We start from the raw sequence: 15,990 nt of genomic DNA, 5'->3' as shown, positions 1-15,990 counted from the left end.
AGATAACGACCTCTTAAACACCTTTTAACCCCACGTTTTTTATCTGGTTATTTCTTAATCCCTCAGGCGCTCTCGCGCGGCTTACTTCTTGCTATGCGTACAACGCTTCGCATATTATGCTGCGGTCATAATAATAATTATCGTTTACGTTATCGTTCACTCATTGATTCAGAGATAAACCAATGGCGCGTCCAAAAACTGCTCAGCCAGTCAACACTACGCTGCGTAAAATCGCAGTTGTAGTAGCCACAGCGGTTAGCGGCATGTCTGTTTATGCACAGGCTGCAACAACCCAGAATGAAGAAACCATCACCGTAACCACAGCGCCAGTTGCGCAAGAAAACGCGTGGGGTCCGGCGGCTACCATCGCGGCGAAACATACCGCCACAGCAACCAAAACGGATATGCCGCTGGAGAAAACCCCCCAGTCTATTTCCGTGGTGACCAGCGAAGAGATCGCGCTGCATCAGCCGAAATCCGTAAAAGAAGCCCTCAGCTATACACCGGGCGTTGCGGTGGGGACGCGTGGTGCATCCAACACCTACGACTACCTGATTATTCGTGGTTTCGCCGCGGATGGTCAGAGCCAGAACAACTACCTCGACGGTCTGAAGATGCAGGGCAACTTCTACAATGACGCGGTAATTGATCCTTACATGATTGAGCGCGCCGAAATCCTGCGCGGCCCAACCTCGGTGCTCTACGGAAAAAGCAGCCCCGGCGGCCTGTTGAATATGGTCAGCAAGCGCCCAACCACCACGCCACTGTATGAAATACAGTTCAAGGCAGGCACAGACAACCTGTTCCAGACCGGGTTTGATTTCAGCGATGCGCTGGATGATGACGGCGTATTCTCTTATCGCTTAACCGGTCTTGCGCGTTCGGCGAATGCACAGCAGGAAGACAAAAAAGAGCAGCGCTACACCGTTGCGCCATCCTTTACCTGGCGCCCGGATGACAAAACGAATTTCACGTTCCTCTCTTACTTCCAGAACGAGCCGGAAACCGGCTATTACGGCTGGTTGCCGAAAGAGGGAACGGTTCAACCGCTGCCGAATGGTTCGCGTCTGCCGACTGACTTCAACGAAGGCGCGAAGAACAACACCTATTCCCGTAACCAGAAAATGGTGGGTTATAGCTTCGAACATGCATTCGATGACACCTTCACCGTGCGCCAGAACATGCGTTACGCCGAGAACAAAACGTCGCAAAACAGCGTTTACGGTTATGGAATGTGTTCTGATCCGCTCTATTCAAGCGCTCCGGCGAGCAGCCCATGTGCAGGCATTGCGCAATCTGAGTGGGGCCATTACCTGACGCGTCAGTATGTGATCGATCACGAGAAGTTGCAGAACTTCTCCGTCGATACGCAACTGCAAAGCAAATTTACTACCGGTTCAGTGGATCACATTCTGCTGACCGGCGTCGATTACATGCGTATGCGTAACGACATTAATTCATGGTTTGGCTATGCAGGCTCTGTCGCTCCGTCTGATATCTACGATCTTGATCGCGGTGATTTCGATTTCGGTGCTCGCCCGACGCCTTCTGGCGCTTACCAGATCCTGAACCGCCAGCAACAAACGGGCCTTTACGCACAGGATCAGGCGCAGTGGGATAAGGTGCTGGTTACGCTGGGCGGCCGTTATGACTGGGCTAAACAGAGCGCATTCAACCGCACCACTAATATCACTGCGGAACGTGACGACAAGCAGTTTACCTGGCGTGGCGGTGTTAACTACCTGTTCGACAATGGCGTAACGCCGTACTTTAGCTATAGCGAGTCATTTGAACCGGCATCGACCACCGGGGCGAGCGGCGCGATTTTCGCACCGTCCAAAGGCAAGCAGTACGAAGCAGGCGTGAAATACAGCCCGAAAGATCGTCCGATTGTCATGACCGGTGCCGTCTATCAGCTCACCAAGAGCAACAACCTGATGGCCGATCCAAACGGTTCTTTCTGGTCTGTTGAAGGCGGTGAAATTCGCGCGCGTGGCGTGGAAATCGAAGCCAAAGCGGCGCTGTCAGCGAATATCAACGTGGTGAGTTCGTATACCTATACCCAGGCTGAATACACCACTGATACCAACTACAAAGGCAACACTCCGGCGCAAGTGCCTAAACATATGGCGTCACTGTGGGGCGACTACACCTTCTACGACGGAGCTTTGTCTGGTCTGACATTAGGAACCGGCGCACGTCTCACCGGTTCAAGCTATGGCGATCCGGCGAACTCCTTTAAGGTGGGTAGCTACACGGTTGTTGATGCGCTGGTGCGTTACGATCTGGCGCGTGTTGGCCTGGCGGGTTCCAACGTCGCGCTTCACGTAAATAACCTGCTCGATCGTGAATACGTTGCCAGTTGCTTCAACACGTACGGCTGCTTCTGGGGCGCAGAACGTCAGGTGGTGGCGACCGCAACCTTCCGCTTCTAATCTCTCTTCGGGCACGGTTCGCCGCGCCCTTTTATAAGATGGCAATCATGCAGGAAAACAGAGCGCTTCCCGATACAACCTTTCAACTGACCGATGTTACTTTTAGCGTGCCGGGACGTACGCTGCTGCAGCCTCTCTCCCTGACATTCCCGGTGGGGAAAGTCACTGGCCTGATTGGCCATAATGGCTCGGGCAAATCCACATTGCTGAAAATGCTCGGCCGTCATCAGCCGCCTTCTGCGGGCGATATTCTGCTCGACGGGCAGCCGCTGGAGAGCTGGAACAGCAAGGCGTTTGCCCGCAAAGTGGCTTATCTGCCGCAGCAGTTGCCGCAGGCGGAAGGGATGACGGTGCGTGAGCTGGTGGCGATTGGCCGCTACCCGTGGCACGGTGCGCTGGGGCGTTTTGGCGTGGCCGACAGAGAAAAAGTGGAAGAAGCGATAGCGCTGGTCGGGCTAAAGCCGCTGGCGCACCGGCTGGTGGATAGTCTCTCCGGCGGCGAGCGTCAGCGGGCGTGGATTGCGATGCTTGTGGCGCAGGACAGCCGCTGCCTGTTGCTGGATGAACCGACCTCGGCGCTGGATATCGCGCATCAGGTTGATGTGCTGGCGCTGGTGCATCGCTTAAGCCAGCAACGCGGGCTGACGGTGATTGCCGTGCTGCACGATATCAATATGGCGGCGCGTTATTGCGACTATCTGGTGGCGCTGCGCGGCGGTGAAATGATCGCCGAAGGCACACCGGACACGCTGATGCGTGCTGATACGCTTGAACATATTTACGGTATCCCGATGGGGATCCTGCCGCATCCGGCGGGTGCGGCGCCGGTGAGTTTTGTCTACTGATGGCCGATCTACACTCGATTAGCCGTCGTCGCTTACTGACGGCGATGGCGCTTTCTCCGCTGCTGTGGCATCTACGCAGCGCTCGCGCGGCAACCGTTGATCCGTACCGTATTGTGGCGCTGGAATGGCTGCCTGTGGAACTGCTGTTGGCGCTGGGCATTACGCCGTATGGCGTTGCCGATGTACATAATTACAACATCTGGGTTAACGAACCGTCGCTGCCCGCTTCGGTAATTGACGTTGGTTTGCGTACCGTACCGAACCTCGAATTACTCACGCAGATGAAACCCTCGCTGCTGGTCTGGTCGGCGGGTTACGGCCCGGATGAGGCCAAACTGGCGAAGATCGCACCGGGGCGCGGTTTTACTTTCAGCGACGGTAAACAACCGCTGGCGCTGGCCCGACGTTCGCTGAACGAAATGGCGCAAATGCTGAATCGGGAAGCCGCAGCCAAAAAACATCTCGATCAGTTTGATGCGTTAATTGATGGGACAAAACCGCATTTCGCCCGGCGCGGCGATCGTCCGTTATTGATGATTACCCTGCTCGATCCGCGCCATGTGCTGGTGTTTGCCGAGAACTGCCTGTTCCAGGCGGTGCTCGATCAACTGGGTGTGCGCAATGCCTGGCAGGGGGAAACCACCTTCTGGGGCAGCGTGACGGTCGGTATCGACAGGCTGGCAGCGTACAAAGATGTGGATGTGCTCTGTTTCGATCACGGTAATGAGCAGGATATGCGCAAGCTGATGGCGACGCCGCTGTGGCAGGCGATGCCGTTTGTCCGGTCTGGCCGATTCCAGCGCGTTCCGGCAGTCTGGTTCTATGGCGCGACACTGTCGGCGATGCACTTCACCCGCGTGCTGGATAACGCGCTGGGAGGCCGGACATGAGTCAGAGTATTGCACGTTTCCCTGCCTTCTTGCTGGCGTTGCTGTTTGTCGCCGCCGCCTGGCTGACCTGGAGCAACTTAAACGTTGCACTGCCGTGCGTGCAGTGGGGGCAGGCGTTTCGTGCGCCGGATATGAATCTGATCGATCAGATGCTGTTCCATTACAGCCTGTTGCCGCGTCTGGCCGTCTCGCTGCTGGTAGGCGCGGGGCTTGGGCTGGTTGGCGTGTTGTTCCAGCAGGTATTGCGTAACCCGCTGGCCGAACCGACCACGCTGGGCGTGGCGACCGGCGCGCAGTTGGGCATCACGATTACCACGCTGTGGACAATTCCAGGCGTGCTGGCCTCGCAGTTTGCGGCGTTGATCGGCGCAGGCGCCGTTGGCGCGCTGGTATTTGGTGTGGCGTGGGGAAAACGGTTGTCGCCGGTGACGCTGATCCTCGCCGGTCTGGTGGTCAGCCTCTATTGCGGCGCGATCAACCAGTTGCTGGTGCTGTTTCACCACGATCAATTGCAAAGCATGTTTTTGTGGAGCACCGGAACGCTGACGCAAACCGACTGGAGCGTGGTGCAACGTTTGTGGCCGCAGCTAGCTGGCTGCGCCGTGCTGACGTTGCTGTTGCTGCGCCCGCTCACGCTGATGGGGCTGGATGATGGCGTTGCGCGCAATCTGGGGCTTGCACTGTCGATGGCGCGCCTGGCCGCGCTGACGCTGGCGATTGTCCTGAGTGCGTTGCTGGTGAATGCGGTGGGGATCATCGGATTTATCGGCCTGTTCGCGCCGCTACTGGCAAAAATGCTTGGCGCACGTCGTCTGCTGGCGCGTCTGCTGTTAGCGCCGCTGATTGGCGCGCTGATCCTCTGGCTCTCCGACCAGATCATCTGGTGGTTGACGCGGGTGTGGATGGAAGTCTCCACCGGTTCGATCACCGCGCTGATTGGCGCTCCGTTGCTGCTGTGGCTGTTGCCGCGTCTGCGGAGTATGAATACCCCCGCCATGGATGCCGGGGACAATGTCGCGGCTGAACGTCAGCAGGTGCCGTGGTTTGTGCTGGGCGGGCTGGTAGTGCTGTTGCTGGCGATGTGGGCCGCGCTGGCTTTTGGCCGCGATGCGCAGGGCTGGCACTGGGCCAGCGGCACGCTGTTGCAGGAGTTGCTGCCGTGGCGCTGGCCGCGCATTGTTGCCGCGCTGACCGCCGGGGTGATGCTGGCTGTCGCGGGTTGCATCATTCAACGTCTGACCGGTAACCCGATGGCCAGCCCGGAAGTGCTGGGGATCAGCTCTGGCGCCGCCTTTGGCGTGGTACTGATGTTGTTCTTCGTGCCCGGCAACGCGTTTGGCTGGCTGATGCCCGCCGGGAGCCTTGGCGCGGCGCTGACGCTGCTGATCATTATGATCGCTGCCGGGCGCGGCGGATTCTCGCCGCACCGCATGCTGCTGGCGGGGATGGCGCTCAGTACCGCCTTCACTATGTTGCTGATGATGCTGCAGGCCAGCGGGGATCCGCGTATGGCGGCGATCCTGACGTGGATTTCCGGCAGTACGTATAACGCCTCGGGCGAGCTGGTGCTACGTAGTGGCGTGATGATGGTGATCCTGCTGGCATTGACACCGTTTTGCCGTCGCTGGCTGATGATTTTACCGCTCGGCGGCGATACGGCGCGTGCGGTTGGCCTGGCGCTGACATCTTCACGCATCGTGCTGTTGCTGCTGGCTGCAGCATTGACGGCTACCGCGACGATGACCATCGGCCCGTTGAGCTTTGTGGGGCTGATGGCACCGCATATTGCGCGGATGATGGGGTTCCGTCGTACGATGCCGCATATTGTTATTTCGGCGCTGGTCGGGGGAATATTGCTGGTGTTTGCTGACTGGTGCGGGCGGATGCTGATGTTTCCGTTCCAGATCCCGGCGGGATTGCTGTCGACGTTTATCGGCGCGCCGTACTTTATCTATTTGCTGAGAAAGCAGAGCCGCTAATTTTTTCCCTCTCCCCACCGGGGAGAGGGCTGTGCCTTATCCGGCAAAAAACATTACAGCTTCGCGAAAACGCGACGTGCGGCATCGATAGTGTTATCGATATCCTCTTCACTATGTGCCACGGACATAAAGCCCGCCTCAAACGCTGACGGCGCAAGATAAACGCCTTCTTCCAGCATCAGATGGAAGAAACGCTTAAAGCGTTCAACGTCGCACTTCACCACATCCTGATAGCAGGTCACGGCTGGCGCATCGGTAAAGAACAGGCCGAACATACCACCTACGTGGTTGACGACCAGCGGAATGCCTGCCTGCTGCGCTGCTTCCAGCAGACCGTCGGCCAGCTGCGTGGTCAGCTCGGTTAGCGTGGAGTGAACGCCCGGCTGCGCCACTTCAGTCAGGCAGGCATAGCCCGCAGCCATCGCAATCGGGTTGCCAGAGAGTGTGCCAGCCTGATAGACCGGGCCGGTCGGCGCCAGTACGTCCATCACCTCACGGCGCCCGCCAAACGCGCCTACCGGCATGCCGCCGCCGATAATTTTGCCCAGACAGGTCAGATCCGGCTCGACGCCGTAATAAGCCTGCGCGCCTGCCAGCGCAACGCGGAAGCCGGTCATCACTTCGTCAATGATCAACAGCGCGCCGAATTCGTCACACAGCGCGCGCAGGCCCGGCAGGAATTCCGGCTGCGGCGGTACGCAGTTCATGTTGCCGGCAACCGGTTCAACGATGATACAGGCGATATCCTGCGGATACTGTTCGAAGGCCGCGCGAACGGAATCGAGATCGTTATAGGTGCAGGTCAGCGTGTGTTTGGCGAAATCAGCCGGAACGCCCGGTGAGTTCGGTTGGCCTAAGGTCAACGCGCCGGAACCAGCTTTCACCAGCAGGCAGTCGGCGTGGCCGTGGTAGCAACCTTCGAATTTGATGATTTTGTCGCGGCCGGTAAAGCCGCGCGCCAGGCGGATGGCGCTCATGGTGGCTTCCGTACCGGAGTTCACCATGCGTACCATATCCATGGTGGGTACCAGTTCGGTCACCAGCGCGGCCATTTTGACTTCCATCTCCGTTGGTGCACCAAAGCTCAGCCCGCGGCTGGCCGCCTCAATAACGGCGTTGCGAATGGCCGGGTGGTTGTGCCCCAGCACCATAGGCCCCCAGGAACCGACGTAATCGATATAGGCTTTACCATCGGCGTCATACAAATAAGCACCGTCAGCACGCTCGATAAACAGCGGCGTACCACCGACGCCGGTAAAGGCGCGTACCGGTGAATTGACACCGCCGGGGATCAGTTCGCGCGCTGCGTTATAGAGTTCTTCAGACTTACTCATCTTTCATTCCTGGTTCGTGGAAAATTCAATGCCGGTCATTCTATGTGATTACACGAATGTTATGAAAGTTTTGCCCTGGTGAAACGACATATTTTGCAGGACATTCCCCCGCGACGCGGCGGCAGTCGCTGGTTACAATACCTCTTTTGTATGACCTATAGAAAATAAGATGCAAGCAGAGACTCCCTCATTCGAACAACAACAGGTTGAGCAACGCCGCCGACGGAATATCGTGCGTCAGATGCTGCAACGCGATAAAACGCCGCTGGCAATTTTAGTGGTGGCTGCAATAGCCGGTGCGCTGACGGGTTTGGTTGGCGTGGCGTTTGAGAAAGCGGTCAACGCGGTGTTGAACGCGCGTATCGGCGCACTGGGACAGGTGGCGAACAGCGCGCTGGTCTGGCCGCTGGCGTTTATCGGTTCGGCGTGTCTGGCGATGATTGGCTACTGGCTGGTGCGGCGCTTTGCGCCAGAGGCGGGCGGTTCCGGTATCCCTGAAATTGAAGGCGCACTGGAAGAACTCCGCCCGGTGCGCTGGTGGCGCGTACTGCCGGTGAAATTCATCGGCGGCATGGGAACGCTAGGGGCGGGTATGGTGCTGGGGCGTGAAGGGCCGACGGTGCAGATCGGCGGCAATATCGGGCGAATGGTGGGCGATCTGTTTCGCCTGCGCAGCAGTGAAGCCCGCCATACGCTGCTGGCGACCGGTGCAGCCGCCGGGCTTTCAGCGGCATTTAACGCGCCGCTGGCGGGGATCCTGTTCATCATTGAAGAGATGCGCTCACAGTTTCACTACAACCTGATCTCAATTAAAGCGGTGTTTACCGGCGTGATTATGTCGAGCATTGTGTTCCGGTTGTTTAACGGCGAGGCGGCGGTGATCGATGTCGGCAAACTCAGCAATGCGCCAGTGAACACGCTGTGGCTCTATCTGCTGCTGGGAATGGTGTTTGGTTGTATCGGCCCACTGTTTAATGCGTTAGTGCTGAATACACAGGATCTGTTTCAGCGACTTCACGGCGGGCACACCGGGAAGTGGGTGCTGATTGGCGGCATCGTTGGCGGCGCATGCGGCGTTTTAGGACTGGTTGCGCCAGCGCTCTCCGGCGGCGGTTTTGCTCTCATCCCGATAGCGACGGCGGGCAATTATACCGTGGGCATGCTGTTGTTCATTTTCCTTGCCCGCGTTGTTACCACCTTGCTCTGTTTTAGTTCCGGTGCGCCGGGCGGAATTTTTGCGCCGATGCTGGCGCTGGGTACAGTCCTGGGGATGGCGTTCGGCAGCGCGAGCGCCATTATCTTCCCGCATTATCAGTTAGATGCCGGGACGTTTGCCATTGCCGGAATGGGGGCGTTGCTGGCGGCGTCGTTACGCGCGCCGTTGACCGGGATCGTGCTGGTTCTGGAAATGACAGACAATTATCAGCTTATATTGCCAATGATCATTACCTGCCTTGGTGCGACACTGTTAGCGCAGTTTCTTGGCGGTAAACCGCTCTATTCCGCTATTCTGGCACGTACGCTTGCCAGGCAATCTGCCAGCGAGGATCGTCATATGGAGCGGGAGAATACTTGAACGATTTAGTTGCATACTGGATAATAGCCGAAAAGATCGGGTTAATATTTGCCCAGATCGCAGTATCAATTGGGAGCAAGACATGAGTGATGACGTAGCGCTGCCGCTGGAGTTTACCGACGCAGCAGCCAACAAAGTAAAGAACCTGATTGCGGACGAAGATAACCCGAATCTGAAGCTGCGTGTCTACATCACCGGTGGTGGTTGCAGCGGCTTCCAGTACGGTTTTACCTTTGACGATCAAATCAACGATGGTGATATGACCATTGAGAAACAGGGCGTTGGCCTGGTGGTTGATCCGATGAGCCTGCAATATCTGGTAGGCGGCTCGGTAGATTATACCGAAGGCCTGGAAGGTTCCCGCTTCGTGGTAACTAACCCGAATGCGACCAGCACCTGCGGCTGTGGTTCCTCTTTCAGCATCTGAGAACCGTTTGCTGCCTGTAAAAAAGCCGCGTTTATCGACGCGGCTTTTTTGTTTTCACCGATTCTGATGTGCTTATCGTTGGCTATGAGCATTAGTATAATGTCGCATCATGCTAATTAATGTCATGGATATAAACTGTTTTTATTTTTGCTATGGAAATATAAAAATTAATTTTAACGATATAATTTTCTTAATTTCAAAGTGGCAGTGATTATTTCAGCGACAACTTTTTGGGAAGTGTTAGTATCTGCTTTTGTTATCCACAGGAAAATCCGCGATAGTAACATTTAACCAGGAAGGAACTTTAGTGAGGCATGGATGCATAATTGTCTTCAAAATATTAATATAGCGCTGCTAAATAAATTCAACATACTAAACAAACTGCTGATAGAATGCGTACCTGACAATAAGAATATTGACATTACGTTTAGCGTATTTAAGCATTACGATGCGCTTTTGCAAATCACCAGCGCGCAGCCTGTTGATCTCATTATTCTCGACCTCAGTACATGGTTTACAATCATCAGCAATACAAGTCAGAGTTTACGGCAAACAACAGACGATGCGCTTGCCTCTGGCTGCAAGGTCCTGTTGATTCTGCTGGAAGCCGATGCGCATATCATTGACCAACTGGTAAAGATGAATGTTGATGCAATTATTAGCATGAGCGATAGTTCGGCTGAACTAAAACGGGCAATTGAGCACATATTAAATCCGGAAATACAGCAGAAATATATTTCAGCGTATATTACGCAGCAATTGTATAGCGGTAAATATGAGAGGTTGTCAAAGAAAGAGTGGGAAGTGATAAAAATGTTCTCTGAGGGATACAGCCTACTTGAGATTGCCGAAAAGCGTTGTCGGGCGATAAGTACTGTTGCTACCCAAAAAATGAATGCAATGAAAAAACTGAATTTGCGTAATAATGGCGAGCTAATTAAATATTTTTATATTCACAGCCTGCTTTGAAATACAGGCCGATCATCAACAGCAGAACAATCTGCACCTGAGGCGCTAATCCGGGTTGCCGATTAGCGCCCGGAATCATCCAGTGCAAAGGTCGGTAACTTCAGATGCCAGCGAATTGCTGCCAGGCGAATAACCAGCGTCACCACCATGCCCAGCATACTGGCGGTTTCCAGCGGCACAGCAAAGAAGTAAAACGCTGTGGCGTGAACAATCCCCCCGGCGATACAGGCCGTCGCGTAAATTTCGGTGCGCAGGATCATCGGCACTTCGCGCGCCAGTACATCGCGAATGATCCCGCCGCCGACGCCGGTCAATACGCCCATACAGATAGCGATAAGCGGCCCGGTTTCGGCGATAAACGCTTTGTTGACGCCGATACCGACAAAAACCGCTAATCCCACCGCATCCAGTACCGGCAGGATCCATTTGGGCAAACGCCGGGGCTGACGTACCAGCACAATCGTCAGCATGCAGGTCACCATGGCGACGACGAGATCGGTTGGATCTTTCACCCAGAATACTGGCCCGTGCGCCAATGCCATATCGCGGATGGTCCCGCCGCCGACGGCTGTCACGACGCCAAGTACCAGCACGCCGAAAGGGTCCATACGCAATTTCCCGGCCAGCAAAACGCCCGAGATCGCAAATACGGCGGTGCCAATAATATCCAGCCAGTAAACCAGCATGGTTGATTCCCCAGTTATTTCACCTGCGCAAGGGCAGTACAGAGTTGTTGAGCGGCGAGGATAATACGCGGGCTTGCCCGTTCAAACCAGTCACCGTGCAGAGAAATAATCGGTACATTCAGCTGTTTTTGCCAGAACTGTTCAATTTTGGGGATTTCGTCCGCTTCTCCTGCCACAACAATCGCCTGCGGCTGCCGCGCAAGCACCTGTTCACGGCTTACCTGCGGCCACGGCACGCGGCTGGCGGCGAAAATATTTTCCCCGCCGCAAAGCTCCAGAACCTCGTTCTGAATTGACCCTTTTCCACTGGTAAACAGCGGTTGCGCGCCAAATTGCAGAAAGACCCGTTTTTTGGGCTGGCTGGCATAGCGGGATTTTAGCGTCTGGTATTCGGCAAGCAGATGTTGAGCCGCTTGTTCTGCCTGTTGCGGTCTTGGGCTGTAGGGAGCCAGTTTAAACAGCGTATCTGCCACCTGCTCAATGGTAATGCTATCCACCCACATTACGGTGATACCGAACTGTTTTAGCTGGTTGACCTGACGCTCCGTATTGCCGCCGCGCCATGCCAGTACCAAATCGGGCTTTAGTGCGACAATGCGTTCGAGGTTGATGCCTTGCCAACTGGCAACCTGCTCAATTTTTGCCGCTGCGGGCGGGTAATCAGAATAGCTGCTGACGGCAACGGGAGTGATGCCTGCGGCAAATGCCAGTTCTGTATTGGCCGGGGAGAGGGAGATGACGCGCGGCGCGGCGAACAACCACGCCGGCATCAGAACAAGCAGGGTGGCAAGCACCCTGAAAAAATGATTAACCACGAGCCAGTTTCTGCACCAGAGTTTCAACCATCAGGCTGGACTGATTCGCCGCCACGGCCAGGAACTCATCAAAGCTGAGGTGGGACTGCTGATCGGCAACGTCTGAGATGGCGCGAACAACAACAAACGGAATGCCATAGTTGTGGCAAACGTGAGCAATGGCGGTGGCTTCCATTTCTACGGCAATCGCCTGCGGGAAGTTGTGACGGATTTTCGCCAGGCCAACAGAGCCATTAATAAAGGCATCGCCGCTGACAATCAGCCCGCGCACAGCATGCAGATCCAGTTCATTAATGCAGGCTTCTGCCGCCGCAATCAGTTTGCCATCGGCTTTAAACCCGGCCGGGCAGCCAGGAAGCTGGCCATACTCATAACCGAATGCGGTGACATCGGCATCGTGATAACGCGCTTCGTCAGACACCACGATATCGCCCACTTTCAGCGTCGGTGCAAGGCCACCAGCGGAACCGGTATTGATAATCACGTCCGGCTGGCAACGCTCCAGCAGCAGGGTCGCGCCCATCGCCGCGGCAACTTTACCAATGCCTGATTTCAGCAGCGCGACGTCTGTACCATTCAGCGTACCGGTGTAGATTTCGCTGCCGCCAACGTTGAGCGTTTGACGGTTTTCGATTTTGTCACGCAGCAGCGTAACTTCTTCTTCCATTGCACCAATAATGCCAATTTTCATGGAGATACTCGCTAATGTGATAGGACAGAATTACGTTTCCAGGGCATAGTCTATCATGGCATACAGGATTGTAATGATATCCCGTGACGCTTCGCACAGGAGAGGAAATGGCAGAGATCGATTTTCGCAACAAGATAAACTGGCGCCGCCGCTATCGTTCGCCGCAGGGCGTGAAAACCGAACGTGAAATTCTGCGTATTTTTGAAAGCGATCGCGGGCGGATCATCAACTCTCCCGCTATCCGGCGTTTGCAGCAAAAAACTCAGGTTTTCCCGCTGGAGCGAAATGCGGCGGTTCGTACGCGGTTGACGCACTCGCTGGAAGTACAGCAAGTGGGGCGCTATATCGCCAAAGAGATCCTCAGCCGTTTGAAAGAGCAGCGCCTGCTGGAAACTTATGGCCTGGATGAACTGACCGGGCCCTTCGAGAGCATCGTCGAAATGGCCTGTCTGATGCACGATATCGGCAACCCGCCATTCGGTCATTTTGGCGAAGCGGCCATTAATGACTGGTTCCGCCAGCGTTTATCACCGGATGACGCTGTCGGACAGCCATCATCTGACGATCGCTGCGAAGTGGTGGTATTGCGTCTGCGCGAAGGGGAGGATGAACTTAACGCGCTGCGCTGCAAGGTTCGTCACGATTTAAGCCATTTTGAAGGTAATGCGCAGGGTATTCGTCTGGTGCATACATTAATGCGCATGAATCTGACCTGGGCACAGGTTGGCTGTATTTTAAAATATACCCGTCCGGCGTGGTGGGTTGGAGAACCGCCGGCTTCGCACAGCTATTTAATGAAAAAACCGGGTTATTATTTTTCCGAGGAAGCGTATGTTGCGCGCTTACGTAAAGAATTAGATCTCGATATTTACAGCCGCTTCCCTTTGACGTGGATAATGGAGGCTGCCGACGATATCTCTTATTGTGTCGCCGATCTGGAAGATGCCGTTGAGAAACGTATTTTCACTGCCGAGCAACTTTATCAGCATCTTTATGATGCCTGGGGCGAGCATGAAAAAGGATCGCTGTTTGCTCAGGTTGTCGAAAATGCGTGGGACAAATCCCGTGTTAATTCTATGAGCCGCAGCGCAGAAGATCAGTTCTTCATGTATTTGCGTGTGAACACGCTGAATAAACTGGTGCCCTACGCCGCACAACGATTTATTGATAATCTGCCGCAGATTTTCAGCGGAGAATTCAACCATGCTTTGCTGGAAGATGATAGCGACTTCAGCCAGCTACTTGAATTATATAAAAATGTCGCCATTAAACAGGTGTTCAGCCACCCGGACGTCGAGCAACTGGAATTACAGGGTTATCGCGTGATTAGCGGGCTGCTGGAAATTTACCGCCCGTTGTTGCAATTATCACTGGCGGATTTTACCGAGCTGGTGGAAAAAGAACGTTTGCGTCGTTTCCCGATTGAATCGCGCCTGTTTCATAAACTTTCGACGCGCCACCGGCTCGCGTATGTCGAGGCGGTCAGCAAATTATCGCCCGATGCTTTGGCGTATCCGGTGCTGGAGTATTATCACCGTTGTCGATTAATCCAGGACTATATTAGCGGTATGACAGATCTATATTCATGGGATGAATATAGACGGATGATGGCCGTGGAATAACGTGTTTGAATTGTAAAGACAGCCAATAAATTTTTACTTTTTCCAGACACTTGATTCCTGAACTTCAGGCTATAAATCGACTCTGAGTGACACATACACAGCAGTTTGCGTTAATCGGTAATGAGATTGAGAGACATGAAAAAAACCACGTTAGCAATGAGTGCATTGGCTCTGAGTTTAAGTTTAGCGCTGTCCCCTCTGTCGGCTATGGCAGCGGAAACAGCATCTTCAGCGACCACATCGCAGCAAATGCCAAGCCTCGCGCCGATGCTGGAAAAAGTTATGCCATCGGTCGTGAGTATCAATGTTGAAGGCAGCACCACGGTAAACACACCGCGTATGCCGCGCAACTTCCAGCAGTTCTTCGGTGATAATTCACCGTTCTGCCAGGATGGATCACCGTTCCAGGGCTCGCCGTTCTGCCAGGGCGGCGGCCAGGATGGTCAGGGCGGCGCCGATAGCCAGCAGCAGAAATTTATGGCGTTGGGTTCCGGAGTGATTATTGACGCAGCGAAAGGCTATGTCGTTACTAACAACCACGTCGTGGATAACGCGAATACTATCAAGGTACAACTGAGCGATGGGCGCAAATTTGACGCCAAAGTCGTGGGTAAAGATCCGCGTTCTGATATCGCGCTGATTCAAATCCAGGATCCGAAAAACCTGACGGCGATTAAGATTGCCGACTCTGATGCGTTGCGCGTGGGCGATTACACCGTGGCGATTGGTAACCCGTTCGGTCTGGGCGAAACCGTGACCTCCGGGATTGTTTCCGCGCTGGGCCGTAGCGGTCTGAATGCGGAGAACTATGAAAACTTTATCCAGACCGATGCAGCGATCAACCGCGGGAACTCCGGCGGCGCGCTGGTGAACCTGAACGGTGAGCTGATTGGTATCAACACCGCGATCCTTGCGCCGGACGGCGGCAACATCGGTATCGGCTTCGCCATCCCAAGTAATATGGTGAAAAACCTTACCGGGCAGATGGTTCAGTACGGTCAGGTTCGCCGTGGAGAACTGGGTATTATGGGCACCGAGCTGAACTCTGAGCTGGCAAAAGCGATGAAAGTCGATGCGCAGCGCGGGGCGTTTGTTAGCCAGGTGATGCCGAATTCTGCCGCCGCGAAAGCGGGTGTGAAAGCGGGCGACGTGATTACTTCGCTTAATGGTAAGCCTATCAGCAGCTTTGCCGCACTGCGTGCTGAAGTGGGTTCAATGCCGATTGGCAGCAAAGTTGAACTGGGCATGTTGCGTGACGGCAAACCGGTGAACATTACGCTGGAACTGCAGCAGAGCAGCCAGAACCAGGTTGATTCCAGCACTATTTTCAGCGGAATTGATGGCGCGGAAATGAGCAATAAAGGCAAAGATGGCGGCGTGGTGGTGAATTCGGTGAAAGCCAACTCCCAGGCGGCGCAGATTGGCCTGAAAAAAGGTGATGTCATTGTTGGCGCGAACCAACAGCCGGTGAAAAATATCGCCGAGTTGCGCAAAATTCTCGACAGCAAACCTTCCGTACTGGCGTTGAACATTCAGCGTGGTGATACTTCCATCTACCTGTTGATGCAGTAATCTGCCAGACCCTCTTCCTCCATGTCGGGGAAGAGGGCTCTCCTCCCGTTTTGTGAAGCCTTCCACAACTCCATACTTCCGAATGTTGCTTTGTGCATTTGCACAGTGATTGCCAGGACTTTCTCCCATATGCTTGGGCTCTGCACAGG

13 protein-coding genes are annotated in these 15,990 nt (G+C 54.8%); 9 read left to right on the top strand and 4 right to left on the bottom strand.

Annotated features, from left to right (window positions below):
* The first annotated feature begins 182 nt into the window (after nucleotides 1-182).
* From fhuA to fhuB, 4 genes are read left to right on the top strand one after another with little or no spacing between them, the layout of a single operon-like run.
* Nucleotides 183-2,435 carry a ferrichrome porin FhuA gene (fhuA, locus tag CWM66_RS15380; protein WP_107146863.1) on the top strand — a complete coding sequence of 751 codons (2,253 nt, stop codon included), beginning with the start codon at nucleotides 183-185 and terminating at the stop codon, nucleotides 2,433-2,435.
* 47 nt (nucleotides 2,436-2,482) lie between these two features.
* Complete coding sequence (gene fhuC / locus CWM66_RS15375) at nucleotides 2,483-3,280, top strand: Fe3+-hydroxamate ABC transporter ATP-binding protein FhuC (protein WP_107146862.1); 798 nt, start codon at nucleotides 2,483-2,485, stop codon at nucleotides 3,278-3,280.
* Complete coding sequence (gene fhuD, locus CWM66_RS15370) at nucleotides 3,280-4,170, top strand: Fe(3+)-hydroxamate ABC transporter substrate-binding protein FhuD (RefSeq protein WP_107146861.1); 891 nt, start codon at nucleotides 3,280-3,282, stop codon at nucleotides 4,168-4,170. The genes fhuC and fhuD overlap by 1 nt, the downstream gene beginning before the upstream one ends.
* Nucleotides 4,167-6,149, top strand: a complete 1,983-nt coding sequence (fhuB, locus tag CWM66_RS15365) for a Fe(3+)-hydroxamate ABC transporter permease FhuB (RefSeq protein WP_107146860.1) — start codon at nucleotides 4,167-4,169, stop codon at nucleotides 6,147-6,149. Before fhuD ends, fhuB begins: the two co-directional genes overlap by 4 nt.
* Before the next feature lie 53 nt (nucleotides 6,150-6,202).
* On the opposite strand, the gene hemL is transcribed toward fhuB, so the two are convergent.
* Nucleotides 6,203-7,483 (bottom strand): glutamate-1-semialdehyde 2,1-aminomutase, encoded by a 1,281-nt coding sequence (gene hemL, locus CWM66_RS15360; protein WP_007373208.1) that lies wholly within the window; start codon nucleotides 7,481-7,483, stop codon nucleotides 6,203-6,205.
* Nucleotides 7,484-7,652: 169 nt separating this feature from the next.
* Here hemL and clcA point away from each other — a divergent pair, with 169 nt between their 5' ends.
* The 3 genes from clcA (at nucleotide 7,653) to CWM66_RS15345 (ending at nucleotide 10,455) form a co-directional block, all read left to right on the top strand.
* A complete protein-coding gene (gene clcA, locus CWM66_RS15355; RefSeq protein ID WP_107146859.1) occupies nucleotides 7,653-9,059 on the top strand; it encodes a H(+)/Cl(-) exchange transporter ClcA in 1,407 nt (468 codons plus the stop codon).
* An 82-nt stretch (nucleotides 9,060-9,141) separates the two neighbouring features.
* Nucleotides 9,142-9,486: an iron-sulfur cluster insertion protein ErpA gene (gene erpA, locus CWM66_RS15350; RefSeq protein ID WP_007373210.1), complete on the top strand. Its 345-nt coding sequence runs from the start codon at nucleotides 9,142-9,144 to the stop codon at nucleotides 9,484-9,486.
* Between the two features lie 318 nt (nucleotides 9,487-9,804).
* Entirely contained in the window at nucleotides 9,805-10,455 is a 651-nt protein-coding gene (locus CWM66_RS15345) for a response regulator transcription factor (protein WP_107146858.1), read from the top strand.
* 62 nt (nucleotides 10,456-10,517) lie between these two features.
* Here CWM66_RS15345 and CWM66_RS15340 read toward each other — a convergent pair whose 3' ends face one another.
* From CWM66_RS15340 to mtnN, 3 genes are read right to left on the bottom strand one after another with little or no spacing between them, the layout of a single operon-like run.
* Nucleotides 10,518-11,141 (bottom strand): TRIC cation channel family protein, encoded by a 624-nt coding sequence (locus CWM66_RS15340; protein WP_007373212.1) that lies wholly within the window; start codon nucleotides 11,139-11,141, stop codon nucleotides 10,518-10,520.
* 14 nt (nucleotides 11,142-11,155) lie between these two features.
* Nucleotides 11,156-11,956: a vitamin B12 ABC transporter substrate-binding protein BtuF gene (gene btuF / locus CWM66_RS15335; protein ID WP_035886490.1), complete on the bottom strand. Its 801-nt coding sequence runs from the start codon at nucleotides 11,954-11,956 to the stop codon at nucleotides 11,156-11,158.
* Nucleotides 11,949-12,647, bottom strand: a complete 699-nt coding sequence (gene mtnN, locus CWM66_RS15330; protein ID WP_107146857.1) for a 5'-methylthioadenosine/S-adenosylhomocysteine nucleosidase — start codon at nucleotides 12,645-12,647, stop codon at nucleotides 11,949-11,951. The genes btuF and mtnN overlap by 8 nt, the downstream gene beginning before the upstream one ends.
* A 107-nt stretch (nucleotides 12,648-12,754) precedes the next feature.
* Between mtnN and dgt the strand changes: the two genes are divergently transcribed.
* Nucleotides 12,755-14,269, top strand: a complete 1,515-nt coding sequence (gene dgt, locus CWM66_RS15325; protein WP_007373216.1) for a dGTPase — start codon at nucleotides 12,755-12,757, stop codon at nucleotides 14,267-14,269.
* A gap of 135 nt (nucleotides 14,270-14,404) precedes the next feature.
* Complete coding sequence (degP, locus tag CWM66_RS15315) at nucleotides 14,405-15,841, top strand: serine endoprotease DegP (protein WP_035886488.1); 1,437 nt, start codon at nucleotides 14,405-14,407, stop codon at nucleotides 15,839-15,841.
* Nucleotides 15,842-15,990: the final 149 nt, after the last annotated feature.

It is taken from the genome of Kosakonia sp. H7A (genome assembly GCF_003028445.1).
Classification (GTDB): domain Bacteria; phylum Pseudomonadota; class Gammaproteobacteria; order Enterobacterales; family Enterobacteriaceae; genus Kosakonia; species Kosakonia radicincitans.
The sequence above is the reverse complement of the archived record's forward strand: the minus strand, read 5'-3'. Positions and strand labels throughout refer to the sequence as shown.